Annotated in this window: 22 protein-coding genes; 5 read left to right on the top strand and 17 right to left on the bottom strand. The window is 72.4% G+C overall.

Annotated elements, in window-relative coordinates; genetic code table 11:
• Positions 1 to 26 precede the first annotated feature (26 nt).
• The 5 genes from dinB to gatC form a co-directional block, all read right to left on the bottom strand.
• The gene (gene dinB, locus K5S26_RS05550; protein WP_221856729.1) at positions 27 to 1289 is read right to left on the bottom strand and encodes a DNA polymerase IV; all 1263 of its coding nucleotides are present in this window, start codon (positions 1287 to 1289) and stop codon (positions 27 to 29) included.
• Positions 1290 to 1330: 41 nt separating this feature from the next.
• The gene (locus K5S26_RS05545; RefSeq protein WP_308122778.1) at positions 1331 to 2431 is read right to left on the bottom strand and encodes a glycoside hydrolase family 3 N-terminal domain-containing protein; all 1101 of its coding nucleotides are present in this window, start codon (positions 2429 to 2431) and stop codon (positions 1331 to 1333) included.
• Positions 2432 to 2594: 163 nt separating this feature from the next.
• Positions 2595 to 4118, bottom strand: coding sequence for an Asp-tRNA(Asn)/Glu-tRNA(Gln) amidotransferase subunit GatB (gene gatB / locus K5S26_RS05540; RefSeq protein ID WP_221856725.1), 1524 nt, complete (start codon positions 4116 to 4118; stop codon positions 2595 to 2597).
• Entirely contained in the window at positions 4118 to 5650 is a 1533-nt protein-coding gene (gatA, locus tag K5S26_RS05535) for an Asp-tRNA(Asn)/Glu-tRNA(Gln) amidotransferase subunit GatA (protein ID WP_221856723.1), read from the bottom strand. The genes gatB and gatA overlap by 1 nt, the downstream gene beginning before the upstream one ends.
• Positions 5647 to 5946 (bottom strand): Asp-tRNA(Asn)/Glu-tRNA(Gln) amidotransferase subunit GatC, encoded by a 300-nt coding sequence (gene gatC / locus K5S26_RS05530; protein WP_308122777.1) that lies wholly within the window; start codon positions 5944 to 5946, stop codon positions 5647 to 5649. Before gatC ends, gatA begins: the two co-directional genes overlap by 4 nt.
• Positions 5947 to 6038: 92 nt before the next feature.
• On the opposite strand from gatC, the gene K5S26_RS05525 reads away from it, so the two are divergent.
• The gene (locus K5S26_RS05525; protein ID WP_221856721.1) at positions 6039 to 7736 is read left to right on the top strand and encodes a long-chain-fatty-acid--CoA ligase; all 1698 of its coding nucleotides are present in this window, start codon (positions 6039 to 6041) and stop codon (positions 7734 to 7736) included.
• A 67-nt stretch (positions 7737 to 7803) separates the two neighbouring features.
• Complete coding sequence (locus K5S26_RS05520) at positions 7804 to 9621, top strand: DEAD/DEAH box helicase (RefSeq protein WP_221856720.1); 1818 nt, start codon at positions 7804 to 7806, stop codon at positions 9619 to 9621.
• Between the two features lie 210 nt (positions 9622 to 9831).
• On the opposite strand, the gene K5S26_RS05515 is transcribed toward K5S26_RS05520, so the two are convergent.
• From K5S26_RS05515 to mnmA, 4 genes are all read right to left on the bottom strand, one after another.
• On the bottom strand, positions 9832 to 10110 hold the full coding sequence (locus K5S26_RS05515) for a hypothetical protein (RefSeq protein WP_221856718.1): 279 nt from the start codon (positions 10108 to 10110) through the stop codon (positions 9832 to 9834).
• Positions 10107 to 11096, bottom strand: a complete 990-nt coding sequence (locus tag K5S26_RS05510) for an aldo/keto reductase (protein ID WP_221856716.1) — start codon at positions 11094 to 11096, stop codon at positions 10107 to 10109. The genes K5S26_RS05515 and K5S26_RS05510 overlap by 4 nt, the downstream gene beginning before the upstream one ends.
• Positions 11097 to 11105: 9 nt before the next feature.
• Positions 11106 to 13496 (bottom strand): NAD-dependent DNA ligase LigA, encoded by a 2391-nt coding sequence (gene ligA / locus K5S26_RS05505; RefSeq protein ID WP_221856714.1) that lies wholly within the window; start codon positions 13494 to 13496, stop codon positions 11106 to 11108.
• Between the two features lie 61 nt (positions 13497 to 13557).
• Entirely contained in the window at positions 13558 to 14661 is a 1104-nt protein-coding gene (mnmA, locus tag K5S26_RS05500) for a tRNA 2-thiouridine(34) synthase MnmA (RefSeq protein WP_221856712.1), read from the bottom strand.
• Between the two features lie 108 nt (positions 14662 to 14769).
• Here mnmA and K5S26_RS05495 point away from each other — a divergent pair, with 108 nt between their 5' ends.
• Entirely contained in the window at positions 14770 to 15339 is a 570-nt protein-coding gene (locus K5S26_RS05495; protein WP_221856710.1) for a winged helix-turn-helix domain-containing protein, read from the top strand.
• A gap of 11 nt (positions 15340 to 15350) precedes the next feature.
• A complete protein-coding gene (locus K5S26_RS05490) occupies positions 15351 to 16565 on the top strand; it encodes an MFS transporter (protein ID WP_221856709.1) in 1215 nt (404 codons plus the stop codon).
• 22 nt (positions 16566 to 16587) lie between these two features.
• Here the strand turns inward: K5S26_RS05490 and K5S26_RS05485 are convergent, their stop codons facing one another.
• The 3 genes from K5S26_RS05485 to K5S26_RS05475 all read right to left on the bottom strand — a co-directional run bounded on the left by K5S26_RS05485 (position 16588) and on the right by K5S26_RS05475 (position 20732).
• Complete coding sequence (locus K5S26_RS05485) at positions 16588 to 17751, bottom strand: cysteine desulfurase family protein (protein ID WP_221856707.1); 1164 nt, start codon at positions 17749 to 17751, stop codon at positions 16588 to 16590.
• Between the two features lie 51 nt (positions 17752 to 17802).
• Entirely contained in the window at positions 17803 to 18738 is a 936-nt protein-coding gene (locus K5S26_RS05480) for a tetratricopeptide repeat protein (RefSeq protein WP_221856705.1), read from the bottom strand.
• A 71-nt stretch (positions 18739 to 18809) separates the two neighbouring features.
• Entirely contained in the window at positions 18810 to 20732 is a 1923-nt protein-coding gene (locus K5S26_RS05475; protein WP_221856703.1) for a DUF8094 domain-containing protein, read from the bottom strand.
• 246 nt (positions 20733 to 20978) lie between these two features.
• On the opposite strand from K5S26_RS05475, the gene K5S26_RS05470 reads away from it, so the two are divergent.
• A complete protein-coding gene (locus tag K5S26_RS05470; RefSeq protein ID WP_221856701.1) occupies positions 20979 to 22028 on the top strand; it encodes an AI-2E family transporter in 1050 nt (349 codons plus the stop codon).
• An 80-nt stretch (positions 22029 to 22108) separates the two neighbouring features.
• Here K5S26_RS05470 and K5S26_RS05465 read toward each other — a convergent pair whose 3' ends face one another.
• The 5 genes from K5S26_RS05465 to K5S26_RS05445 form a co-directional block, all read right to left on the bottom strand.
• Positions 22109 to 22816 (bottom strand): alpha/beta hydrolase, encoded by a 708-nt coding sequence (locus K5S26_RS05465; protein ID WP_221856699.1) that lies wholly within the window; start codon positions 22814 to 22816, stop codon positions 22109 to 22111.
• A 22-nt stretch (positions 22817 to 22838) separates the two neighbouring features.
• Positions 22839 to 23123, bottom strand: a complete 285-nt coding sequence (locus K5S26_RS05460; protein WP_221856698.1) for an Rv1322 family protein — start codon at positions 23121 to 23123, stop codon at positions 22839 to 22841.
• Positions 23124 to 23133: 10 nt separating this feature from the next.
• Positions 23134 to 23868 (bottom strand): aggregation-promoting factor C-terminal-like domain-containing protein, encoded by a 735-nt coding sequence (locus K5S26_RS05455; protein WP_221856696.1) that lies wholly within the window; start codon positions 23866 to 23868, stop codon positions 23134 to 23136.
• A 184-nt stretch (positions 23869 to 24052) separates the two neighbouring features.
• Positions 24053 to 24631 (bottom strand): DivIVA domain-containing protein, encoded by a 579-nt coding sequence (locus K5S26_RS05450; protein WP_221856695.1) that lies wholly within the window; start codon positions 24629 to 24631, stop codon positions 24053 to 24055.
• Positions 24628 to 25647, bottom strand: a complete 1020-nt coding sequence (locus K5S26_RS05445; RefSeq protein ID WP_221856692.1) for a phosphatidate cytidylyltransferase — start codon at positions 25645 to 25647, stop codon at positions 24628 to 24630. Before K5S26_RS05445 ends, K5S26_RS05450 begins: the two co-directional genes overlap by 4 nt.
• Between the last annotated feature and the right edge of the window lies 1 nt (position 25648).

The raw sequence follows: 25648 nt of genomic DNA, 5'->3' as shown, positions 1-25648 counted from the left end.
ACACGCCGCCGACCGCAGGCGAACCGTCAGTCGGAGTCCATGGGCGGTCGCGGGTGCGACGGCAGATGCACGGGCCGCTCCCCCCGCCCGAGGAACGCCGCTCGTGTCACGGCGCCGTTGCCGAACCTCGCGAGCGCGTCGTCCAGCGTCCCCTCGACGCGTCGCCAGTCCTCGTCGTCGTCCCACAACGCCGCCCCGCCCGACCCCGCCGGACGCAGCCGCTCGGCGCGGACGCCGATCAGCCGCACCGGCAGCCGCATGTCGACCCCTGCGAGGAGTTCGCGCGACGCCTCCGCGATCCGCTGGCCCACCGCCGACGGCTCGGCGAGCGTCGCCGACCGGGTGATCGTCGAGAAGTCGGAGAAGCGCACCTTGATCGCCACTCCGGCGGCCTCCACGCCTGCGCGCCGCAGACGGACGCCGACGCGATCGGAGAGCCGCAGCAGCTCGGCGCGCAGCACCTCGATGTCGGCGACGTCGGTCTCGAAGGTCTCCTCGTGGCCGATGCTCTTCTCGGCGCGCTCGGTCTCGACCGACCGCGCGTCGAGACCCCGTGCCAGCTCGGAGATGCGCCGCGCGCCGGCCGGACCGACCACGCGCTCGAGCACATGGACCGGTGTGCTGCGGACGTCTCCGATCGTGCGGATCGCCCGCGCTTCCAGCGCCTCGGCCGCCTTCGGGCCCACTCCCCACATCGCCCGCACCGACTTCGGGTCGAGGAACTCCTGCGTGCGCTCGGCCGGCACGATCAGCAGGCCGTCGGGCTTCGACATGGTCGACGCCATCTTCGCGACGTGCTTCGTCGCCGCCACGCCGACGCTCGCGGTGATGCCGACCTCCGCGACGATGCGCTCCCGGATCAGTCGCGCGATGCGTCCCGGGCTCCCCCACAGACGCCGCGCTCCGCGGACGTCGAGGAACGCCTCGTCGATCGACAGCGGCTCGACGAGCGGGGTGAAGCCGCGGAAGATCTCCATGACCTGCGCCGACACCGCCCGATAGCGGTCGAAGTGCGGCAGCACCACGGTGGCCTGGGGGCAGAGCCGCAGCGCATGCGCCATCGGCATCGCCGAGCGCACGCCGAATCGGCGCGCCTCGTATGACGCGCTCGAGACGACCGAGCGGCCGTCCGGCGCACCGATGACGACGGGTTTGCCCTTCAGCGACGGATCGTCGAGCAGCTCGACCGACGCATAGAACGCGTCCATGTCGACGTGCAGGATGCCGGTGCCGGTGTCGTCCGCGTCGACGGACGACACGATGCGCCCCGATCCGTCCGCTCGCCCCATGTCCTCATTCTCCCGCGAACCGCCGACATCGCGCTGAGAGCTCAGTCGAACTCGGGCCCGTCGAGAAGACCCGACGCCAGTACGCGCGCCGCCACCGCGCGGGTGGTCGCCTCGGCGAGACGGTCCTCGGGGAGCTCGCCGTCGGCGACGGCGGTGGCGATCCCCTCGGCCATCTCCGTGGCCGTGTCCTCGTCCGACCCCGCGACCATCAGCACCATGTCGGCGCCGGCCCCGATCGCCGTGACCGCGTTGCGCACCGGGTCGGCGTACCGCGCGTCACCGGAGGACAGCAGCATCCCCAGATCGTCCGTGATCGCGACGCCCTCGAACCCCAGGTCGTCGCGGAGGATCGCGTACCAGCGCGGGGAGAGGGACGCCGGCGCGTCGTCGATCTCGGTGAACCGCAGATGCCCGGTCATGACCATCTCGGCGCCCGCCTCGATGCCGGCCTCGAACGGCGGCGCGTGCTGCGTCCGCCAGTCGTCCGCCGACAGAGAGGTCTCCGGGATGACGCTGTGCGAGTCGCCCGGCGCGGCGCCGTGCCCGGGGAAGTGCTTCAGCGTCGAGAGCGCATACGGTCGCTCTCCCGCCACCGCGGCTGCGACACGGTCGGACGCTCCGGCGGCGTCCGCGCCGAGCGCGCGAGGCCGGATGAAGCCGCTCGTGCGCGTGCCGACGTCGGCGACGATGCCGAAGTTCACGGTGATCCCCGCACGCTCCAGCAGTCCGCCTCGCTCGTCGAAGGCCGCCTCCGCGTCGCCGGGGTCGCGCCCCTGCAGCTCGACGCCGGCCGGCCCGTCGTCCCACGGCAGCCGGGCGACCGTCCCGCCCTCCTCGTCGATGGCCACGAGCAGCGGGAGCCCGCCGTCCTCGCCGTCGACGGCGTCGGTCACCTCGCGTAGCGCGCGCTCGTCATCGGGGACGTTCGAGCCCATCAGGAGGAATCCGCCGAGGCGGCCGTCGGCGACGTACCGTCCGAGCCGGTCGGGGTCGGTGCCCCCGACGTGGCCCATCACGACGGCCGCGGCGCGCTCGTCCGTCGACATCCCGTCGACGATGTATCCCGCCAGCGCGGCCGCGACCTCGTTCCGCGTGGACGGCTCCGAGCCCTCGACGGCAGCGGCCGCATGCGGCTCCGCCACGGTAGACGCCGAGGCGGAGGCCGCGCCGGCACAGAGCGCGAGGCCGACCGACGCGACCGCGAGCCACGTCGCTCGACCGCGGTCACGCCGGGACATCGGACCCCGTCGGTGCGCCCGCGGCATCATCGGCGCTGCCCCTGCGGCGGCTCCCGTCAGACGTGGCCTATGCCCCCTCCGCGCCTGCGCGCGTCAGGATGAGCTCGCGCACCCGCGCGGCGTCGGCCTGACCCTTCATCGCCTTCATCACGGCGCCGATGATCGCACCGGCGGCCTGCACCTTGCCGTCGCGGATCTTCTCGAGCACGTCCGGCTGCGAGGCCAGCGCCTCGTCGATCGCGGCGATCAGCGCGCCGTCGTCCGACACGACCGCGAGACCGCGGGCGTCGACGACCTGCTGCGGGGTGCCCTCGCCGGCGATGACGCCCTCGAGCACCTGTCGGGCCAGCTTGTCGGTGAGCGTTCCCTCGTCGATGAGCCCCTGCAGCGCGGCGACGTTCTCCGGCGTCACGAGCTCGGCGGGCTCCCGGCCCTCGACGTTCGCGACGCGCGTGATCTCACCGGTCCACCACTTGCGCGCCGCCGCGGGGGTAGCGCCGGCCGCGACCGTCGCCTGCACCTCGGCCAGCAGGCCGCCGTTGGCGACGTCCTGGAACTCCAGGTCGGTGAAGCCCCACTCGGCCTTCAGCCGGCGACGACGCTCTGCCGGCTGCTCGGGGAGCGCTGCACGCAGCTCGTCGATCAGCTCCGCCGACGGCTCGACGGGCAGCAGGTCGGGCTCCGGGAAGTAGCGGTAGTCGTCCGCGTCGGACTTCGGACGACCGGGCGAGGTCTCGCCGGTGTCCTCGTGCCAGTGGCGGGTCTCCTGCGTGATCGTCCCGCCGGCCTCGAGGATCGCGGCCTGCCGCTGGATCTCGTAGCGCACCGCCCGCTCGACCGAGCGCATCGAGTTGACGTTCTTCGTCTCGGTGCGCGTGCCGAGCCTCTCGGCGCCGCGCGGGCGCAGCGAGACGTTCGCGTCGCACCGGATGTTGCCGCGCTCCATGCGCGCCTCGGAGATGCCCAGAGCGATCGCGATGTCGCGGATCGTCGCGAGGTAGGCCTTGGCGAGCTCGGGCGCGCGGTGCTCGGCGCCGAAGATCGGCTTCGTGACGATCTCGACGAGCGGCACGCCGGCGCGGTTGTAGTCCACGAGGGAGTACTCGGCGCCCTGGATGCGACCGGTGGCGCCGCCGACGTGGGTCAGCTTGCCGGCGTCCTCCTCCATGTGGGCACGCTCGATCGGCACCGTGACGATCTCGCCGTCCGACAGCTCGACCTCGACCTGACCCTCGAACGCGATGGGCTCGTCGTACTGGCTGATCTGGTAGTTCTTGCCGAGATCGGGGTAGAAGTAGTTCTTCCGGGCGAAGCGGCTGGACGGCGCGATCGAGCAGCCCAGGGCCAGGCCGAGGCTGATCGACGAGCGGATCGCCTCCGCGTTCACGGTCGGCATCGAGCCGGGGAGGCCCATGTCGACCGGCGCCACGAGCGTGTTGGGCTCGGCGTCGTGGTTGTCCGCATGGGCGGGGTTGGCCGCCGGCGAGAACATCTTGGTCCTCGTGTTGAGCTCGACGTGCACCTCGAGGCCGATCACCGGCTCGAACAGCTCCAGCGCCTTGTCGAAGTCCATCAGCTTGGCGCGGGCCATCAGCGGGTCGCCCCCTTCACGTCGTTTCCGGTCAGGTCGGGGGCGCGGTCCAACAGCGAGCCGCCCCACTCGTCGACGAGCAACGCCTCCAGCGCCGCGCCCACGCGGTAGAGCCGCGCGTCCTCGCGGGCGGGGGCGAGGAACTGGATGCCGACCGGCAGGCCGTCCTCGGCCGCGAGGCCCGACGGCACGGAGATCCCCGGCACGCCTGCGAGGTTCGCGGGGATGGTCGTCAGGTCGTTGAGGTACATCGACAGCGGGTCGTCGATCTTCTCGCCGATCCTGAAGGCGGTCGTCGGAGCGGACGGCGTGGCGACGACGTCGACCGAGCGGAAGGCCTGGTCGAAGTCGCGCTGGATCAGCGTCCGCACCTTCTGCGCGCTGCCGTAGTAGGCGTCGTAGTAGCCCGCCGACAGCGCGTAGGTGCCGAGGATGATGCGCCGCTTGACCTCGGGGCCGAAGCCCGCGTCGCGGGTCGCGGACATGACGTCCTCCACGGTGCCTCCCGGCACGTCCAGGCGCATGCCGAAGCGCACGGAGTCGAACTTCGCGAGGTTGCTCGACGCCTCGGCGGGCAGGATCAGGTAGTACGCGGCGACGGCGTACTCGAAGTGCGGGGCGCTGATCTCGACGATCTCCGCGCCCTGCGCCTCGAGCCTGGCCAGCGACTCGCGGAACGAGGCCGCGACGCCTGGCTGGAAGCCGCTGTCAGGGAGCTCCTTCACGACGCCGATCCGCAGGCCCTTCAGCACGTCTCCGCGCGCACCCTCGCGGGCGGCCTCCGCGAAGGACGGCCACGCATCCGGCAGCGACGTGGCGTCGTGCACGTCGTGACCGCCGATGACGTCGTGCAGCAGGCCGGCGTCGAGCACCGTGCGCGTCACGGGCCCCACCTGGTCCAGGCTCGACGCGAGCGCGATCGCGCCGTACCGGCTCACCCCGCCGTACGTCGGCTTCACGCCGACCGTGCCGGTCACATGCGCGGGCTGGCGGATGGAGCCGCCCGTGTCGGAGCCCAGCGCCAACGGGGCTTCGAACGCCGCGACGGCCGCCGCCGAGCCGCCCCCGGACCCGCCCGGGATGCGCCCGAGATCCCACGGGTTGCGGGTCGGTCCGTACGCCGAGTGCTCGGTCGACGACCCCATTGCGAACTCGTCCATGTTCGTCTTGCCCAGCGGCACGAGACCGGCGGCGCGGGAGCGCGCCACGACGGTCGCGTCGTACGGCGACATGTAGCCCTCGAGGATCTTCGAACCGGACGTCGACGGCATGTCGGTCGTGACCAGCACGTCCTTCACCGCGAGCGGCACGCCGGCGAGCTCGCCGAGCTCCTCGCGCGCGGCGCGACGGCGGTCGATGTCGGCCGCGACGTCCAGCGCGCGGTCCGACACGTGCAGGAACGCGTGCACGTCGCCGTCGACGGCGGCGATACGGTCGAGGTGGGCCCGGGTCGCCTCGACGCTCGAGACCTCGCGCGCGGCCAGCCTCTCCGCGAGCTGGGCAGCGCTCAGGCGGGTGATGTCCGTGGTCACTGCTCCTCCCCCAGGATCGCGGTCACGCGGAAGCGCGACCCGTCTGCGTCGGGCGCGTTCTGCAGCGCCTGCGCGGTGGTCAGCGTCTCGGTGACCTCGTCGGGCCGGAAGACGTTCTGCATCGGGATCGGGTGGCTCGTCGCCGGCACATCCGGGGTCGCGACCTGCGAGACCTTGGCGATGTTGTCGACGATCGCGTCGAGCTCTCCGGTCAGGCGGGTCACCTCCTCGTCGCTCAGCTGGATCCGGGCGAGCACACCGAGATGGCGCACGAGATCGGGGGTGATTTCAGACACCCCGCGAGTCTACGCGGTGAGGAGTGGGCCACCGGAGCCGCGCACCGGGCGGGGCTCCGCACGGGACCGGGGCGCCGCAATAGGCTGGTCGGGTGACCACGTACGATCCGCCGCGTCCCTGGGTGAGCAGCTACGCAGACGGCGTGCCCGCCGACCTCGAGCCCGTCTCCGGCTCGCTCCTCGATCTGGTGGCGGCGTCCGGGGCGGAGTTCCCCGATGCGCCGGCGCTCCAGTTCTTCGGGCGGACGACCAGTTACGCCGAGCTCAACACGGCCATCGACCGAGCGGCCGCGGGATTGCACGCGCGAGGCGTGCGTAAAGGCGACCCCGTCGCGATCGTGCTGCCCAACTGCCCGCAGCACATCGTCGCGTTCTACGCGGTCCTGCGGCTCGGCGCCGTCGCGGTCGAGCACAACCCGCTCTACACCGCACGCGAGATGCGCAAGCAGTTCGAGGATCACGGCGCGAAGCACGCCATCGTCTGGAGCAAGGTCGCCCGGACGATCCAGGACTTCCCGGCCGATCTCGCCGTCGGCACGCTCGTCTCCGTCGACGTGACCCGGGCGATGCCGCTCACGACACGGGCCGCCCTGCGCCTGCCGATCGCGAAGGCCCGCGAGGCCCGCGCCCAGCTCACGGAGAAGGTGCGCGGCGCGATCCGCTGGGAGGAGCTGCTGGATCCCTCTCCCCTTCCGGCGTCCCATCCGCGCCCCGCCACCGACGACCTCGCGATCATCCAGTACACCTCCGGCACCACGGGCACCCCGAAGGGCGCGGCCCTGACCCACCGCAACCTGCTCGCGAACGCCGCGCAGGCTCGGGCGTGGGTGCCGACCATCGCGCGAGGGCGCGGCACCAGCGTGTACGCGGTGCTGCCGATGTTCCACGCCTACGGACTGACGCTGTGCCTCACGTTCGCGATGTCGATGGGCGCGCGGCTGGTGCTGTTCCCGAAGTTCGACCCGGACATGGTGCTCGACGCGGTGAGAAGACATCCCGCGACCTTCCTGCCGCTGGTCCCGCCCATCGCCGAGCGGCTGCTGAAGCGCGCGAAGGAGCGGGGCGTCTCGCTCGCCGGCACCGAGATCGCGATCTCGGGCGCGATGGCGCTGTCCGCGGAGCTCGTCGAGCCGTTCGAGGCCGAGTCCGGCGGGTTCCTCGTCGAGGGATACGGGCTCAGCGAGTGCTCCCCGGTCCTCATGGCGAACCCGGTCGCGACGCATCGCGTCGCCGGCAGCATCGGCCTGCCGCTGCCCGGCACCGAATGCCGCGTGGTCGACCCGGACGACCCGACGCGCGACGTCGAGCCCGGCCAGCCTGGCGAGCTGCTGGTGCGCGGGCCGCAGGTGTTCGGCGGCTACTACGGCAAGCCCGAGGAGACCGAGACGGTGTTCGTCGACGGATGGTTCCGCACGGGAGACATCGTCACCATCGACGACGCCGGTTTCGTGCGGATCGTCGACCGGATCAAGGAGCTCATCATCACCGGCGGCTTCAACGTCGCCCCGACGGAGGTCGAGAACGCGCTGCGCCAGCACCCCGACGTGGCCGATGCGGCGGTCGTCGGGCTCGTCAGCCCGCACAGCGGCGAGGAGGTCGTCGCCGCCGTCGTCGCCGACGAGGGCGCCGAGATCGACGTCGAGGCCGTGCGTGCCTTCGTCCGCGGGATCCTCACGCCGTACAAGGTGCCGCGCCGCATCTTCGTCGTCGACGAGCTGCCCAAGTCGATGATCGGCAAGGTGCTGCGCCGCCAGGTGAAGGAGCGCATCCAGGCCCTCACGACGAGCTGACGCGGCGGGCGGCCCGACGGGCGGCGCGATCCGGCGTTCGCACATCCGCGGACGGTAGCGTTGGCGGGTGAGCACACGAGACGCCGACCAGCCCGAGCCGACCGACGCCCCCGCCGAGCCCGGCTTCGAGGAGCTCGGGATCACGGGGTCGGTGCTGTCGGCCATCCGTGAGCTCGGCTACGAGACGCCCTCGCCCATCCAGCGGGCCACGATCCCCACGCTCCTGAGCGGTCGTGACGTCGTCGGCATGGCGCAGACGGGCACCGGCAAGACCGCGGCGTTCGCGCTGCCGATCCTCGAGCGGCTCGACACGGCGCGCAAGATCCCGCAGGCGCTCGTGCTCGCGCCCACGCGCGAGCTGGCGCTCCAGGTGGCCGAGGCGTTCGAGTCGTACGCGACGCAGATGCCCGACGTGCGCCTGCTGCCGGTCTACGGCGGTCAGGGCTACGGCGTCCAGCTCTCGGCGCTGCGACGCGGCGTGCAGATCGTCGTCGGCACGCCCGGCCGCGTCATGGATCACCTCGCGAAGGGCACGCTGGACCTCTCCGAGCTCGATTACCTGGTGCTGGACGAGGCCGACGAGATGCTCAAGATGGGCTTCGCCGAGGACGTCGAGCAGATCCTGTCGCAGACCCCCGAGGAGAAGCAGGTCGCGCTCTTCTCCGCCACGATGCCGCCGCAGATCCGGCGCATCGCGCAGCAGTACCTGCGCGACCCGGAGGAGATCTCCGTGAAGTCGAAGACGGCCACGAACGCGAACATCACGCAGCGGTACCTGGTCGTCTCCTACGCCCAGAAGGTCGACGCCCTCACCCGCATCCTCGAGGTCGAGAACTTCGACGGGATGATCGTGTTCGTCCGCACCAAGAACGAGACCGAGACGCTCGCCGAGAAGCTGCGCGCCCGCGGGTACTCGGCTGCGGCGATCAACGGCGACATCCCGCAGAACCTGCGCGAGCGGACCGTGAACCAGCTCAAGGAGGCGAAGCTCGACATCCTCGTCGCGACGGACGTCGCCGCACGCGGACTCGACGTGGAGCGCATCAGCCACGTCGTGAACTTCGACATCCCCACCGACACCGAGTCGTATGTGCACCGGATCGGCCGCACCGGCCGCGCCGGCCGCACGGGCGACGCCATCAGCTTCATCACCCCGCGCGAGCGCTACCTGCTCGGCCACATCGAGAAGGCGACCCGCCAGCAGCCGACGCAGATGCAGCTGCCCACGGCGGAGGACGTCAACAGCACCCGCCTGGCCAGGTTCGACGACGCGATCACCGAGGCGCTGCAGGACACCGGCCGCCTCGACGTCTACCGCGATGTGATCGCCCACTACGTGCGCAACCACGACGTCCCGGAGGTCGACGTGGCGGCCGCGCTGGCGATCGTGGCGCAGGGCGATCAGCCGCTGCTCCTGGAGGCGGGCGACGACGCGCTCGCCGCCGCGGTCGCGCGCGACAACCGTCCGCCCCGGGAGCGCACCGGCGGCCGCGAGCAGCGCGAGGACCGCCCGCCGCGGCGCGGCCGCGGCGACTACGAGCCGTACCGCATCGAGGTGGGTCGACGGCACCGCGTGGAGCCGCGCCAGATCGTCGGCGCCCTCGCGAACGAGGGCGGGCTCGGTCGCGACGACTTCGGCGCGATCGCGATCCGGCCGGACTTCTCGATCGTCGAGCTGCCTGCAGGCCTCGACCGCCGCGTTCTCGAGAAGCTGCGCGACACCCGCATCTCGGGGAAGCTGATCGAAATCAAGCCGGATCGAGGAGCACCGGGTCGCCGTCCTCAGCGCGACGGCGACCGCCGCTCGTACGACGGGGGCCGTGACCGGCGCGACGACCGGGGCGATGAGCGCCCTGCGCGCAAGCCGCGCCACCGTCGGGACTGATCCCGCCGCGTCGCGGGGATCAGAGGGATGATCCCCGCGACGCAGGATCCTCTCTCGGGCGCAACGAGGCGGAGCCGCCGCGCAGGGATCGAGGAGATGTGCAGAGTCGCGGACGTCTCTGCGCGAGGCGGCCTCCGCCCGGTGCTTCTCCTCGATCGGGCGGACGCCGTTCCTCCGCGGTGGCGCACATACGAGGAGGCATTCCTCGGATCAGCGGGGATGCACGGCCAGCTGTTCGAGATGAGGATCCCCAGGCGGCTCGAGGACGTGGGAGAAGCCGATGACGACCCCCGCGACGACAGCGGTCAGGATGAATCCTCCGTCCGCTGCGCGCTGAACGCCGGTCGGCGACTCGTCCCAGCAGATACCGCCGAGGATCGTATCGAACAGTGCATCGGCGGCGCGCTCGATGTCGGCGAGCAGCCTCAGGTCGGCGGGCGTCGCCGGACCGATCGAGACCGCCTCGCCCGAGCCACGGGACTCGCTCACCAGCGGTCGTGGACCAGGGGCCGGATCGCTTCGTCGTAGAGGTCGCGCACGCCCTCGAGGAAGTCCTGCGGCAGCGGCGCGATCGAGCCGGCAGCGGCGTTCGCCCGCGCCTGCTCGGGGTTTCGCGCGCCCGGGATGACCGTCGTCACGCCGGGCTGCTGCGCCACCCACGCCAGCGCCGCCGCCGCGGGCTCGAGACCCGCTTCGCGAGCGAGCGCCGCGAAGCGCTGTGCCGCGTCGACGCCGGTGTCGTAGTCGACGCCGGAGAACGTCTCGCCCACGTCGAACGCCTCGCCGTGACGGTTGTAGACGCGATGGTCGTCGTCCGAGAACGTCGTCTCGCGCGTGTATCGCCCGCTCAGCAGACCGCTGGCCAGCGGGACACGTGCGATGACGCCGACCCCGGCTGCCGAGGCTGCGGGCAGCGCGTCGTCGAGCGGCTTGCGGCGGAAGGCGTTGAGGATGATCTGCACGCTCGCCACGCCGGGTCGCTCGATCGCCCGCAGCGCCTCCGCGACCGTCTCGACGCTCACTCCATACGCGGCGATCGCACCGTCGGACACCAACGCGTCGAGGTCGTCGAACACCCGGTCCGCCCCGTAGACCTCGCTCGTTGGGCAGTGCAGCTGCACGAGGTCGAGGGTGTCCACTCCGAGGTTGCGACGCGATCGATCGGTCCAGGCGCGGAAGTTCTCCGCCGTCGCCGCCTCGAGGTCGTGGCCGGCGGATCGACGGATCATCTTCGTGGCGACGACGACCTCCGCTCCCGGGTTCGCCTGCCGCCACCGTCCGATCGTCTGCTCGCTGCGGCCGTCGCCATAAACGTCGGCGGTGTCGAAGAAGGTGACCCCGGCCTCGTACGCCGCGTCGAGCACCGCGAGCCCCTCGCCCTGCTCGACCCTCCCCCAGTCGCCGCCGAGCTGCCAGGTGCCGAGACCGACGACGGAGACGTCGCGGCCGGTGCGTCCGAGGGTGCGCTGATCCATGCTCCGAGCCTATTCGGCGGCCGGCTCGTCCTCGGGCGCCGGCAGCCCCGCCGGCCCCTCGGTGACGAGCAGGTGGAACTGCGCGGCGTCGAGGATCCGCACGCCCAGCTGCTCGGCCTTGGCGAGCTTGGATCCGGCACCCGGCCCGGCGGCGACGAAGTCGGTCTTCTTGCTCACGCTCGACGCCGCCTTGCCACCGGCCTGGACGATCGCTTCCTGGGCCTCTTCTCGCGTGTAGCCCTCGAGCGATCCCGTGGCGACGACCGTGAGACCCGCCAGCACGCCGTCCTCGCCCACCGCGGCGCCGGGGCCGGGATGCCCGGGGGTGTCGAAGCGGACGCCCGCCGCGCCCCACTGCTCGACGATCTCGCGGTGCCAGTCGGCCTCGAACCAGTCGAGCAGCGAGTCGGCGATGATCCCGCCGACGCCCTCGACGGCCGCGAGCTCGTCGCGCGTGGCCGAGCGGATCGCGTCGAGCGACCCGAAGTAGGCGGCCAGCGCGCGCGCGGCGACCGGGCCGACGTGGCGGATGTTCAGCGAGACGAGGACGCGCCACAGCTCCTTCGTCTTGGCCTTCTCGAGTTCGTCGAGCAGCTTCACCGCCTGCGAGGACACGATGTGCGACGCGTCGCCGTCGAACGGCCCGTCGGGGTCGAACGCCGGATCGGCGTCCTTGCCGCTGAGCCGACGCTTGCGGCGGAAGGGGCTGCGCGACTTCGCCTTGCCCGACGCGTCCTCGCGGGGCAGGCCCGTCTCCGCGTCCCTGACGACGACGTCGATCGGGAACAGGCGCTCGAGGCTGAGATCGAACAGGCCCGCCTCGGTGCGCAGCGGCGGCTCCGCCGGCGAGCTCGGCTGTGTCAGGGCCGCAGCGGTCACCTCGCCGAGGGCCTCGATGTCGAGGGCGCCGCGGGATCCGACGTGTTCCACGCGCCCGCGCACCTGCGCCGGGCAGTCCTTCGGGTTCGGGCACCGGAGGTCGATGTCGCCCTCCTTCATCGGCCGCAGGGGCGTGCCGCACTCCGGGCAGTCGTCCGGCATCACGAACGCGCGCTCGCTGCCGTCCCGGCGGTCGACCACCGGTCCCAGCACCTCGGGGATGACGTCGCCCGCCTTGCGCAGCACGACGACGTCGCCGATGAGGACGCCCTTCGCCTTCACCACGTCCTGGTTGTGCAGAGTGGCCTGGCGCACGACGCTGCCGGCGACGTGCGCCGGCTCCATGATCGCGAACGGCGTCGCCCGGCCCGTGCGCCCCACCGACACCACGATGTCGAGCAGGCGCGTGTGGACCTCCTCGGGCGGGTACTTGTACGCGATCGCCCAACGAGGTGCTCTGCTGGTCGCGCCGAGCTCGTCGTGCAGCGCGAGCTCGTCGACCTTGATGACGATGCCGTCGAGCTCGTGCTCGACGGAGTGGCGGTTCTCGCCGAAGTGCTCGACGAACGAGACGACCTCGTCGATGCCCCGGCAGACCTTGTTGTGCGGGCTCGTGGGCAGCCCCCACTGGGACAGCAGCGAGTAGACCTCGCTCTGCGCCGAGACGGGCGGATCGGGCCACGCGCCGATGCCGTGCACGTAGAGCCGCAGCGAGCCGATGCGGGCGAGCGCCGACTCGAGCTCGAGCCCGCTCTTCTTCTCGAGCTGCTGACGCAGCCCGCCGCTCGCGGCGTTGCGCGGGTTGGCGAACGCCGGGAAGCGACGCGCCGCGGCGGTCTGAGCTCGCTCCTCGTCGAAATCCCTGCCGGCCTTGCGCCCTTCGGCACGCTCCCGCGCCTCGGCGACCGCGCGGTCGCGGAGCTCGGCCTGCAACGCGTTGAGCCGCTCGAACGCGGCGACCGGGATGAACACCTCGCCGCGCACCTCGACGATCGCCGGATGCCCCTCGCCGGACAGACGCTCGGGGATGTCCGCCAGCCGCAGTGCGTTGTCGGTCACGATCTCGCCGACCCGCCCGTCGCCGCGGGTGGCGGCGGAGGTCAGCGCGCCGTGCTCGTACCGTAGGCTGATCGCCAGGCCGTCGATCTTCAGCTCGGTCAGCCACGCGACCTCGCGCCCCGCGGCGTCCTGGGTCTTGAGCGACCATTCCCGCAGCTCGTCGACCGAGAACACGTTGTCGAGGCTGAGCATCCGCTCGGCGTGCTCGATCGTCGCCAACGCCGTGGTCTCGGCGGCGCCGACCATCCTCGTCGGCGAGTCCTGCCCCGCCAGTTCGGGGTGCGCGCGCTCGATGGCCTCGAGCCTGCGGAGCCAGCCGTCGTACGTCGCGTCGTCGACCAGGGACGTGTCGCGACCGTAGTACGCGTCCTTCGCCTCGAGGATGCGCTCCGTCAGCTCGTCGGCCTCCGCGCGAGCCTCGTCGAGCGTGAGGTCGGGAAGGTCTTTCACACGGTCGGCCACGGCTCAAGTCTACGAAGCGGCGCCGACATTCCCGGTGGCTTGCGCCGCCCCGGGCGAGCCGCTAGGCCGGCACCGGCGCGGCGGAGACGGTGCGGTCGATCGTGCACTGCCCGATCACGCGCGTGCCGTCGTAGAGCACCGCCGTCTGGCCCGGCGCCACGCCGTGCAGCGGCTCGTCCGGCACCACCGACAGCTCGCCGTCCCGGACGACGGCCGTCGCCGGCACCGGGTCGGCGTGCGCGCGCACCTGCACGTCGCACACGAACGCCTCGCGGGCATCGTCGGGCTCCGCGCCGGCCCAGGTGTAGCGGGAGCCCGCGAGCTCGCCGACGGCGAGCGCCTCCCGCGGGCCGACGACCACGGTGTTGGTCACCGGGCGCACCTCGAGCACGAAGCGCGGCTTGCCGTCCGGCGCCGGCACGCCCAGCCGCAACCCCTTGCGCTGCCCGACGGTGAACGCGTGGGCGCCGTCATGGCTGCCGACGACCTCGCCCGAGCGGTCGAGGATCTCGCCGGGCGCAGCGCCGACGCGATCCGCCAGCCAGCCTCGCGTGTCGCCGTCGGGGATGAAGCAGATGTCGTAGCTGTCCGGCTTCGACGCGACGGTCAGGCCCCTCGCCTCGGCCTCTGCTCGGACCAGCGCCTTCGACGGCGTCTCGCCCAGGGGGAAGTAGGTGTGGGCCAGCTGCTCGGCGGTCAGCACGCCCAGCACGTACGACTGGTCCTTCGCCTCTTCGCTCGATCGGTGCAGCTCGAGACCGCGCTCGCCTTCCCGCAGGATCGCGTAGTGGCCGGTGCAGACCGCGTCGAAGCCCAGCTCCAGCGCGCGCTCGAGCAGCGCAGCGAACTTGATGCGCTCGTTGCAGCGCATGCAGGGGTTCGGCGTGCGCCCGGCCTGATACTCCGCCACGAAGTCGTCGATCACGTCGTCGCGGAAGCGCTCGGAGAAGTCCCAGACGTAGAACGGGATGCCGAGACGGTCGGCCACGCGTCGGGCGTCCATGGCGTCCTCGACCGTGCAGCACCCGCGGCTTCCCGCTCGCAGCGTCCCGCCCGCACGCGACAGCGCGAGATGCACGCCCACCACGTCGTGGCCCGCCTCCACCGCGCGGGCGGCGGCGACGGCGGAGTCCACTCCACCGCTCATGGCCGCAAGGATCCGCATGCCTCCAGTGTATTTGCCAGCGGCTGGGCGCGGCCGGCATCTCGGGCGTCGATCGAGAATTACACAAGAACCGTTGCACAACATTCATTGTGGGACTAGCGTGCAGACATGACCTCGCGCACCCGCGTCCACGTGTCCGACCCCTCCGCCCTGAGAGCGCTCGCGCACCCCCTGCGCCTGCGCATCGTCGGCTCGCTGCGGATGGAGGGTCCGCAACCCGTCGGAGCGCTGAGCGAGAGGCTCGACGCCGCCCCGGGGTCCATCAGCTACCACCTCGGCACGCTCGAGCGCCACGGTTTCGTGGAGCAGGCGCCGGATCTCGCACGCGACGGACGGGAGCGCTGGTGGCGGGCGTCCGCCGAGACCACGGCCTTCGAGCCGATCGATCTCCAGGCGGACCCGGAGCAGCGCGTCGCGGGCCGCGCCATGCGGCAGGCGATCGTGCAGCGGTACGCCGCGGACGAGCTGGCGTACCTCGAGGCGGAGGAGACCCTGCAACCGGAGTGGATCGCCGCCGCCACCATCGGCGACGACCACGCGTGGCTCACGCCCGACGAGCTGCGCGAGCTGAGTGACGAGCTGGAGGCGCTGGCGGCGCGGTGGCACGAGCGCGGCGATCGGGACCGCGCCGACGCACGACCGGTGCGCGTCATCTACGCGGCCTTCCGCCAGCCGTGACCGAGGACCGGATGACGGCACGACGCAGGACGCCGCTCGTCGCGCTGCTGGCGGCGGACGGGGCATCGCGTACCGGCAACGCCGTCACGGTGGTCGCGGTGCCGCTGCTGGCTCTGCAGATCGCCGGCACGCCCTGGGCGGTGGCCGCGGCGGGGGTCGTGGCGACCCTGCCTCTGATGATCGGCGGTCTCCTCGGCGGCGTGGTCGTGGACCGTCTCGGCTTCCGCCGTGCCAGCATCCTGGCGGATGCCGCGAGCGGCCTCACGGTCCTCGCGATCCCCGTGCTGGCCGCGGTCGACGCGCTCCCCCTCGGTGCGCTGCTGGGTCTGGTGTTCCTGTCGAACCTGCTCGACGCCCCCGGCAACGCCGCGCGGTCGAGCCAGCTGCCCGAGCTGTGCGACCTCGCGCGGATCCCGCTCGCGCGGGCCGCGGCGGCGCAGGCCACCGTGTCACGCACGGCGACGCTCCTCGGCGCCGCCCTGGCAGGGACGCTCGTGGCCACGGCGGGGGCGGCCGTCGCGATGCTCGTGACGGCTGCGGCCTTCGCGTCGGCGATCGTCCTGACGGTCCTGTGGATCCCTCGCGTCGCGCTGCCCGTGCCGGCCGACGGCGCCGGGACCCCCGCCGAGGGGTGGCGGGCTCTCACCCTGGGCGTCCGGTTCGTGCTGCGCACGCCCCTCGTGCGGGCGGTGGTCGTCATGGTCGTCCTGACGAACGCGATCGACGTCGCGGGCCTCACGGTGCTGAAGCCCCTGTACGCCGCCGACCTCGGAGACGACGGCGCCGCGCTCGGCGTCATGATCGCCTGCTCCGCTGGCGGCGCGCTGGCGGGCGCCGCCCTTTACGGCCTCGTGGGCGACCGTGTCCCCCGCCACGCGCTGTACGTCGTGCTGTTCCTCGTCGGAGGCGTGCCGCCGTATCTCGTCCTGGCGCTCGCGCCGCCGTTCCCGGTCGTCGTCGCCGTCCTCGTCGTGTCGGGCCTCGCTGCCGGTCCCCTCAACCCGCTCATCGACTCGGCGCTCCTGCGCCTCATCCCCGTCGCGATCCGGGCGCGTGTGCTCGGCGCCATCTCCGCCGGCGTGACCGCCGCCATGCCCCTCGGCAGCCTGGTCGCCGGCCTCGGAGTCGACGCGGTGGGCCTGAGCGCGGCGCTCGCCGTCACCGCGGGCCTCTATCTCGTCGCGATCCTGTCGACGGCGTTCGGCGACCGCTGGCGCGACTTCTGAGGCGACCGCTGCGGGCGGCGTCTCAGAGCCCGGCGGCCCGGCGGTACGCGTCGGGCAGCACCGCGAGCAGCGCATCGACGTCGCCCGCGACCGTCGTGCGGCCGAGCGTGACGCGCAGCACCTGCCGCGCCGCGCGCTCGTCCAGCCCCATGGCCGTCACCACGTGCGACGGCTCCGGCACCCCTGCCTGGCAGGCCGATCCCGTCGACGCCGCGATGCCCGCGAGGTCGAGGAGATACAGCAGGGACTCGCCCGGGGCTCCCGGCAGGTGGAGGTGGATGTTGCCGGGCAGCCTGCGCGTCGGGTCGCCGAGCAGCACGGCGTCCGGCACGCTCGCCCGCACGCCGGCGATGACCCTGTCGCGCAGCCCGGACAGACGCGCCGCCTCGGCCTCGCGCTCGGCCTCCGCGAGCTCGGCGGCCACCGCCAGGGCCGTCGCGCCCGCCACGTCCTGGGTGCCCGATCGCAGGGAGCGCTGCTGCCCGCCGCCGTGCAACAGGGCCGACACGCGTGCGTCGCGCGACACCACGAGCGCTCCGGTGCCGACCGGCGCTCCGATCTTGTGCCCGGACACGCTGAGCGCGACGAGCCCCGACGGTCCCGTCGCTTCCGCGCGCCATCCACGGAACGAGACCGGCACGTGCCCGAACGCCGCGACGGCGTCCAGGTGCAGGGGGACGCTCTGCGAGGCCGCCAGTTCCGCCAGCGCAGCGGCGTCGTTCACCGTGCCGGCCTCGTTGTTCGCCACGAGCGCCGTCGCCAGCGCGACGTCGGGGCCGAGAGCCGCCCCGAAGCGCTCCGGCGCGATCCTGGCTTCGGCGTCGACGGCGACGGGCACGACGCGGGCGCCCTCGTGCTCGCTCAGCCACGCGACGGTGTCGAGCGTCGCGTGGTGCTCTCCGTCGGGGAGGACGACGAGATCGGCGTCGTCCCGACGAGCCCACCACAGGCCCTTCAGCGCGAGGTTGACCGACTCGGTGCCGCCGGAGGTGAGGACGACCTCGATGGGCTGGCAGTCGAGCACCGCAGCGAGGCGGTCCCGTGCGTCCTCCAGCAGGCGCCGGGCGCGCTGGCCCGCCCCATGGATCGAAGACGGGTTGCCGACCTCCTCGGAAGCCGCGAGCCAGGCCTCCCGTGCCTCCGCGCGCAGCGGCGTGGTGGCGGCGTGGTCGAGGTAGACCGTCATCTGCTGCCCTTCCGCGGATCCGTCGCCCTCATCGCGATGGGGACATCCGGGTCAGTACAGCAGCGAGGTCAGACGCCCGCGAGCGCGGACGACACGCGGGTCGGCGGCGCCGACCACCCCGAACAGCTCGACGAGGCGCTCCCGCACGGGAGCCCGCTCGTCGGACGGCAGCGCCGCGAACAGCTCGAGCAGCCGGTCGAACGCGTCGTCGACGTGGCCGCCCGCGACATCGAGGTCGGCGACGACGAGCTGCGCCGCCACGTCACGCGGGGCGGCGGCCGCCGCCTGCCGCGCGTCATGCAGGTCGATGCCCTGCACACGCGCCAGCAGGCTGACCTGGCCGAGGCCCGCTCGGGCGTCCTCGTCGCGCGGGTTCTCCTTGAGCGCCTTCTCGTACGCCGCGACAGCGCGGTCGTAGTCGCCCTCCTCGATGGCCGCGTACGCCTCGGCGTGCAGAGGGGGCAGCGGCGGCTCCTCCGGTGCGTCCTCGCCGTCCGTCACACCCTCCGCCGGGACCGCGCCCGTGACGCCGTTCTGCTCGGCCAGCTGCAGCAGCTGCGCGAACACGTCGCCGAGCTGCTCGACAGGGGCGGGGCCGGCGAACAGCGGCACCGGCTGGCCGCCGATCAACGCGATCGCCATCGGGATCGACTGCGGGCGGAACGCCTGCAGGATCTGCGGGTTCGCGTCGACGTCAATGCGCGCGAGCACCAGCCGGCCGCCCTGCGCCACGACCGCGCTCTCGAGGCCGGCATCCACCTGCCCGCTCCGCGGGGACCAGAGGGCGACGACCACCGGGACGCGGCGCGACAGCTCCAGGACCTCGCCGAAGTTCTGCTCCGTCGCATCGAACGCCAGGGACGACGAGCCGCCCGACGATGCGGGAGCGGAGGGCGCGGCGCCCGGCGCGGGCCGGTTGCGCAGCGAGGACAGGTCGACGGCGCCGCGCAGGGCGGCGGCGTTCAGCGGGGAGGAGGCGTCACTCATCGGTCACCTTTCGACGGTTACTCGGCACGGCTGAAGGGCGCGGCACCGTCACGGTGCAACGCGAAGGCGGGTCACTGTTCTTCCCCGGCGGGCTCGTCCTCGATGAGCTGGGCGCCGCTGAGGCCGGAGGCGTAGCCGAGCAGGCGGATCTTCTCGCTCGATCCGCGCGCCGGGACGGAGAAGAACAGCTGGTTGGTCGCGGTCTCGATCACGCCGGTCGTCGAGGTCTCCTCGCCGACGAGCGCCACGACGCCCTTGTTGTCGGCGAACTTGACCACGCCGTCCTCCACGGTGGGGCGGGTGACGATCCTCGTGTCCACCGTGACCGAGACGATCGCGCCGCTCTCGAGCGTCGCGAGGGCCAGCGGCTCACCGGGACCCGCGCTCTGCTCGAAGCGCATCTCGCCCGTCTCTGCCGCGGTCTCGTTGAACCCGGCGAGCGTCTCGGCGCGGGCCTCCTCCACCGCGACCCGGAACATGTCGCCGTCCAGGTCGAACAGCGAGGCGAACTCGCTGTCCTCTCCGTTCGCGAGGATGTCCGCGTACGCGTCGCCGAGGGCGTTCGGCGCGATCGCGAGGAAGGAGGAGTCCGGCGGCACGAGCGCCGCTCCCAGCCACGACGGGGCGAGGTTCGGGATCTCGACCGCCGCCTCGAGGCTCGCGATGCTGGTCGCCTTGTAGTCCGCCCACTGGTCGGCCTGGCTGATGGTGAGGATGGTGGGCGGCGCCTGCTCGTCGTCGTCGGGCTCAACGACCACCATGGCGGAGCGCGGCCACTCGTCGAACGCCTGCGGGAGCAGCACGCGCACGCTTGCCCCGGGGATGGCCGACGGCGCCGGATAGTCCTCGACCTCGCCGCGGATGTCGTAGTTCACCTTGCGCAGGTCGAGGACGACGCCGTCGAGCCGCTGGGCGGCGAGATCGATGTCGCGCGCCTCGTCAGCGGCCGCGACGGTCTCGGAGATCTCCTGGACGATGCGCGACGCCTGCGCATCGGTCAGCGCCGGCGCCTGCTGGTTCTCCGGCGCGACGACCGTCGGCGTCGGGGTGGGCGTGGGCGTCTGTGCGACCTGCGGCCAGATGTCGGGAGAGCAGCCGGTGAGCAGCGCGAGGCTCAGACCGAACGCGGGCACCGCGATCAGCGCTCGCCTCCCCCGTCGTGTCCCGGGGCGCTGTCCCTGCGCGGACCCCTCGCCGGCGCCTGCCGCCGGCTCGTCGGGAGTGGGCTCGTCGCCCGGCCGATCGGCGTCGACCTCGTCGGACGGTCCGATCTCCTTACGGGGCTCCGGAGCCGCCACGCCCGCACGGGATCGAGCGCCGCGCACGGCGAGCGGCTCGGTCGGCGGCATGACCACGCCCTTGCGGCGCGGTCCGCGGGAGCGCCGCACATGACGCACGCCGAGCGCGTAGAGGATCAGCCCCAGCAGCAGCAGCAGACCCCCCGCCACGATGAGCGGACCGGCCCACGGGGTCGCGTTCGAGATCGGCCACTGAATCGACACCTCGGACGGGGCCGGCGCGGTGCCGTCCGAGGCGATCAGCACGCTCACGCCCTCCGGCAGCTGAAGGCGCGTGGACAGCTCGCCGTCCGCCTCGTATTCCTGCAGCCACAGGTCGGAGCCGCGCGGGTCCCGTCCTGCGAAGTCCCCTTCGCCGTCGGACGCCTCGGTCGCGATCTCCGGCACAGCCGAGGCCTGGGTCGCCTCGTCGTCCAGGGTGACGTGTGCGTAGGGCGCGTCGGAGAGCCACGCCTCCATGTCAGCCGTGCGCCCGTACGCCGCGTACACCTGCGCATCGCCGGTGATCTCGAGCGTCTGCGTGCCCGAGTGGGCGCGGAAGACGTCGGCGTCGACCAGGGTGTAGGGCTGCTCGCCCGACGAGTCGATCCGCACGGTGGCGGTGTCGGGCCCCAGGAACACGGTGCGCTGCGCGATGCCGGCGCCGATCAGCGCCGCCGCGAGCACGAAGGCGATGACCGCCCAGACGAAACGCACGAATCCGACTCCTCACACGACCCGCCACACGGTTGGCCGGGTCTCGACACACTCGACGGTGTCCGGCCACGGGCCGTCCTCCCGTCGGGAAGCACTGCTGTCCCGCGCGTTGCGGGACGACTCCTCAGACTAGCGACACGTCCTGAATGTCGCCCACGAGCAGGTCGTAGCGCGGTTCCGAGCGCTGTGGCCCCTATCCTGACGTGACCGGCGGATACGCCCGGGAAGAGCCCCTCAGGAGGACGAGTGAAGATCCACAACCCGTTCCGTGTCGCTCTGGTCGCGACCCTCGGCGTGGGGCTGGGAATCCTGCTGCTGCAGAGCGTGCAGACGCTGTCGACGATCCTGCTCTACGTCGGCACCGCGCTGTTCATCGCCCTCGGCCTCGACCCGGTGGTGTCCTGGCTCGAGCGGCGGCGGCTGCCGCGCTGGGCCGCGGTGCTCATCACGCTCGTCGCCGTGCTCGGGCTGTTCACCGGGATCGTGCTCATCATCCTGCCGGTCCTGATCGAGCAGATCACCCAGCTCGTCCAGCGCGTCACGACCATCGTGAACCAGGGCACCTGGATGGACGACGCCCGCGAATGGCTCCTGGTCTACTTCCAGGCGGACGCGATCGACCAGGTCTTCTCGAACCTGCAGGACTGGCTGCTCGGAAACCTCGACCTCATCGGCGAGAGCGTCGTCGGCCTGACCCTGGGCGTCGCGAACGGCGTGTTCGGCGCCTTCATCGTGCTGATCCTGATGATCTACTTCACGGCCTCGACGCCGTCCCTCAAGCGCGCGATCTACCAGCTGGCGCCGGCCTCGAAGCGTCCCACCTTCGTGTCGCTCGCCGACCAGATCACCGACTCCGTCGGCTACTACGTCATGGGCCAGGTGAGCCTCGCGCTCATCAACGGCGCGTTGAGCCTGGTGTTCCTCAACATCATCCAGGCGCCCTTCCCCGCGGTGCTCGCCGTGATCGCCTTCCTGGGCTCGATGATCCCGCTGGTGGGCACGATCACCGGCTCGACGATCATCGCGCTCACGTGCCTCATCCCGGGGCTCGGATCCCCGACGACGGCGCTGATCGCCGCCGTCTACTACCTGATCTACATGCAGATCGAGGCGTACGTCCTGTCGCCGCGCATCATGAGCCGCGCGGTCTCGGTTCCGGGCGGCGTGGTCGTGGTCGCCGCGCTCTCCGGCGGCGCGCTGCTCGGACTGCTGGGCGCGCTGATCGCGATCCCGGTGGCCGCCAGCATCCTGATCATCTACCGGCAGGTGGTCATCCCGCGTATGAACGAGCGCTGAGACGCTCGCTCGCTGGTCGCCGACCGCCGCCCCTCGTCTGGCAGGAGCGGCAGGTCATGGCGGCCTCGGCCCTCAGAGGGTCAGGACCACTCGGTGGGCAGCGGCAGCGCGGCGGGATTGACGACGCCGACGATCTCGCTCAGCACACGAGACGTCTGCTTCTCCCCCACCCAGAGGTGCTTGCCCTCCTCCACCGGGATCAGGGTGGCGTGCGGGACGACGGAGAACCGCTCGGCGGCCTCGGCGGGCCGGAGGTAGTCGTCGAACTCCGGGATCAGCGCGACCAGCGGACGCGGGTCGCCGGCCCAGCCGCGCAGATCCTCGTCGGTCGCGCGGTGCAGCGGCGGGGACAGCAGGATCGCTCCGCGGACGTCATGCTGCCGCCCGTACTTCAGCGCGAGCTCGGTGCCGAACGACCAGCCGAGCAGCCAGGGCGCCGGCAGGCCGCGCTCGGCCACGAACGACATCGCGGCGGCGACGTCGGCCTCCTCGGCGACCCCGTCGCCGAACGCCCCGTCGCTCGTGCCGCGCGGCGAGGTCGTGCCCCGGGTGTTGAAGCGCAGCACGGCGAGATCCGCCAGCGCGGGCAGCCGCGCGGCGGCCTTGCGGATGATGTGCGAGTCCATGAACCCGCCGTGGGTGGGCAGAGGGTGCAGCGTGACCAGCGTGGCCACCGGCTCGTGGTCGACGGGCACCGCGAGCTCGCCGACGAGCGTCAGCCCGTCTGATGTGCGCAGCTCGATCTCGGTGCGCTCGGCGGGCAGCAGCGTGGCTCCGCGGATCTCCATGTGCGTCCTCCGTCCACGGCCGTCAGGCCGTCCTCCAGCAGTGCGTGTGCCAGTGCCGGCGAGCGGCGAGGTCCGCCGCAGAGCCCAACACTCCGTCCTCCCGCCACACGACGAGGTGGGCGACACCGACCCCGATCGAGCCGCCGCAGCCCGGACACGTGTAGGTCTTCTCCGACCGCGCGCCGGAGACGGGCTGCACCGAGAACTCGCGTCCGCGACGGGTCTCCGTGCGCCGCCAGCCTGCGATCAGCCGATCGAGCGAGTCGTCGTCGCGCCCGTCGCGACGCCGACGGTTCGAGCGAGGCATGCGGTGCGGCCTACCACCAGTGGTTGGAGGTCCAGAACGCGTAGGCGTTCGCCCAGCTGCCGTACCGGCCCACCGCGTAGCCGTTCGCCCACTGCAGGTTGGCGACGGGGTCGTAGCCGCCGCCGGGAACCTTGCTGCACGGCAGCGCCTGGACCAGCCCGCAGGCGCCGGACGATGCGTTCGTCGCGTTCGGGTTCCAGCCGCTCTCGCGGGAGACGATGTAGTCGACGTACCCCTGGTCGCCCTCGGCGATGCCCGCGGCGGTCATCCAATCGGCGGGGGCGCCGCCGCCCGTGTAGAACGCCGACTGGATCACGGAGGTGCCCGCGGCCTGCGACTCGGTGGCCTCCTCGGCGGCGGTCGCCGCCTCGGCGATGAGCTCCTGGACCTCTTCGCGGGAGGCGCCGTCCGGCACGTCCACCGACTTCTCCTCGGCGTACGTCAGCCACTCCTCGAGCGACGCCTTCACGTGCGGCGCACCGTCTGCCTGCGCCTGCAGCTGCATCGCGTAGCCGCCGGTGAGCACCGGACCGGTCGCGACGACGTCCGCTGCGGCGGAGTACACCTGTGCGTCGGCGGCGGCGACGTCGAACGACGACGAGGACACGCCCTCTGCGAGGGCCGCGGTGGTCGGCACCAGATAGGCGGCGAGGAACCCGAACGCAGCCAGACCGGCGAAGACGCCCGCCACGCTGCGGCGTCGGCTGAGGCGCACGGCCACCGGAGCCGACGATCGCGTCGTCACCGCGGCTCGCGCGTCACGTCGCCGGGGCAACGCGTGGGGCTGGCGCTTGAGCGGGACGACCGCTTGCCTCGACTGGTCCGTCGCGCGGGTTCGGGTCTCGTTGGCGGAAGTCACAGTTCTTCGAGTGTAACCCGGCTCCCCCGCGGATGTCATGAAGGGGCGTGACCGAATCGTGACCGGCCGGTCAGCGGACCGCCAGCATCACGTCGACGACCGCGTCGAGCAGCGCGTCGACCTGCTCCTCGCGGTAACCGCCCCGCACCGAGCGGAACGCCGCCGCGCGCACCTGCTCGACCGTCACCGGATCCCCGGACTCGAAGTAGCGGGTGAGACGGTCGGTCACCAGGTCGACCTCCGACGAGGCGTAGCCGTAGGCGAACGGCCCCACGCGATCGAAGCGCTCCCCGCGGGCGCGGCTCATGCGATCCAGCACGACCTGGGCGTCCGCGCGCGCCCTCTCGACCCACGCCTCCGGCCCCATCGCGGCGATCGCCTGCTCTCGCTCGCGCGCGGCGAACGCGTCCTCGACGCGACCGAGTGCGGCATCGACCGCGGCGATCTGGTATCCGCCGCGCCGAAGCGGGAAGGCCGTCTCGCGCACCGCCCTCGCGTCGAGCTCGTCTCCGGCGGGTGCGACGCCGTCCTCCTCGAACACGTGGCGGGCCCGGGCGAGGAACCCGTCCACGGCGTCGCGGTCGTACCCCTTCTCGCGCCCCTGGGCGAGCGGGAAGGGCTGCGTGCGGACGGTCTGCTGCTCGGTCATGCTGCTCCCAGCGGTGAGAGGAGGTGGTGCAGGGCGAGCGCCGCGGTGGCCGACGGCAGGATGCTGTCGAGCCGGTCCAGCACCCCGCCGTGGCCGGGCAGCCACGAGCTCATGTCCTTGATGCCCAGGTCGCGCTTGAGCATCGACTCGCCGAGGTCGCCCGCCGTGGCCGTGCCGACGAGCACGGCGCCGATGATCAGGCCTGCCCACCACGGCAGCCCGAGCATGAACTGCGCGAGCAGGGCACCGGCGGCCAGAGACGCCACGACCGCGCCGGCCAGGCCCTCCCAGGTCTTCTTGGGGCTGATCCGCGGAGCCATCGGGTGTCGGCCGAACGCCAGGCCGGCGGCATAGGCGCCGGTGTCCGCGATGACGACCACGATGATGAACGCCAGGACCCACCATTCGCCGCCGTCCTCACGCAGCAGCACCAGCGCGATGCTCGCCAGGAACGTCACGTAGACCGGCACGAAGGCGCTCACGACGGCGTCGGCGAGCACGTCGGCGTACACCCGCCCGTCCTGCGCGACCATCTGCGCCATGAGGCGCCAGACGACCACCAGCGCGATGCCCGCGAACAGCATCGACCAGTGCAGCCACAGGTCGCCGAAGTACGCCGAGACCAGCAGCAGCGGCACGACCGCGAGCTGCGGGGCGAGGTCGATGCGGCGCCCGCCGGCCTGCAGGGCGCGAGCGAGCTCGAACACCGCCAGCCCCACCGCCGCCAGGGCGAAGATGAGGAACGTCCACTTCACGAACACCAGCGACGAGACCGTGACGACGCCGATGGCGACGCCGATCGCGATCGCGAGGATCAGGTCGCGACCCGTGCGCTCCTTGATCCGCTCGTTCGCCTCGTCGAACTGGCCGCGGGCGTGCGCGGCGTGCTGCTCGAACTCGCTGCGAGCGGCGCGGAACTTGGCCTGGAACGCCGCGGTGTGCTCGCCTCTCGGCGCCGCGGGCTCCGGCGGCGTCGCGCCGGGCGCGCCCCCTTCGGCCTCGGGAACATCGCTCATG

Source organism: Microbacterium marinilacus, assembly GCF_019753765.1.
GTDB lineage: Bacteria > Actinomycetota > Actinomycetes > Actinomycetales > Microbacteriaceae > Microbacterium > Microbacterium marinilacus.
The sequence above is the reverse complement of the archived record's forward strand: the minus strand, read 5'-3'. Positions and strand labels throughout refer to the sequence as shown.

Excerpts from the sequence above, each read along its gene's own strand:
- K5S26_RS05490 (WP_221856709.1), top strand. The coding sequence starts at position 15,351 with ATGACGGCACGACGCAGGACGCCGCTCGTCGCGCTGCTGGCGGCGGAC.
- K5S26_RS05510 (WP_221856716.1), bottom strand. The coding sequence starts at position 11,096 with ATGGATCAGCGCACCCTCGGACGCACCGGCCGCGACGTCTCCGTCGTC.
- mnmA (WP_221856712.1), bottom strand. The coding sequence starts at position 14,661 with ATGCGGATCCTTGCGGCCATGAGCGGTGGAGTGGACTCCGCCGTCGCC.
- K5S26_RS05460 (WP_221856698.1), bottom strand. The coding sequence starts at position 23,123 with ATGCCTCGCTCGAACCGTCGGCGTCGCGACGGGCGCGACGACGACTCG.
- dinB (WP_221856729.1), bottom strand. The coding sequence starts at position 1,289 with ATGGGGCGAGCGGACGGATCGGGGCGCATCGTGTCGTCCGTCGACGCG.
- K5S26_RS05445 (WP_221856692.1), bottom strand. The coding sequence starts at position 25,647 with ATGAGCGATGTTCCCGAGGCCGAAGGGGGCGCGCCCGGCGCGACGCCG.
- gatB (WP_221856725.1), bottom strand. The coding sequence starts at position 4,118 with ATGGCCCGCGCCAAGCTGATGGACTTCGACAAGGCGCTGGAGCTGTTC.
- K5S26_RS05480 (WP_221856705.1), bottom strand. The coding sequence starts at position 18,738 with ATGAGTGACGCCTCCTCCCCGCTGAACGCCGCCGCCCTGCGCGGCGCC.
- K5S26_RS05465 (WP_221856699.1), bottom strand. The coding sequence starts at position 22,816 with ATGGAGATCCGCGGAGCCACGCTGCTGCCCGCCGAGCGCACCGAGATC.
- K5S26_RS05495 (WP_221856710.1), top strand. The coding sequence starts at position 14,770 with ATGACCTCGCGCACCCGCGTCCACGTGTCCGACCCCTCCGCCCTGAGA.
- K5S26_RS05485 (WP_221856707.1), bottom strand. The coding sequence starts at position 17,751 with ATGACGGTCTACCTCGACCACGCCGCCACCACGCCGCTGCGCGCGGAG.
- K5S26_RS05450 (WP_221856695.1), bottom strand. The coding sequence starts at position 24,631 with ATGACCGAGCAGCAGACCGTCCGCACGCAGCCCTTCCCGCTCGCCCAG.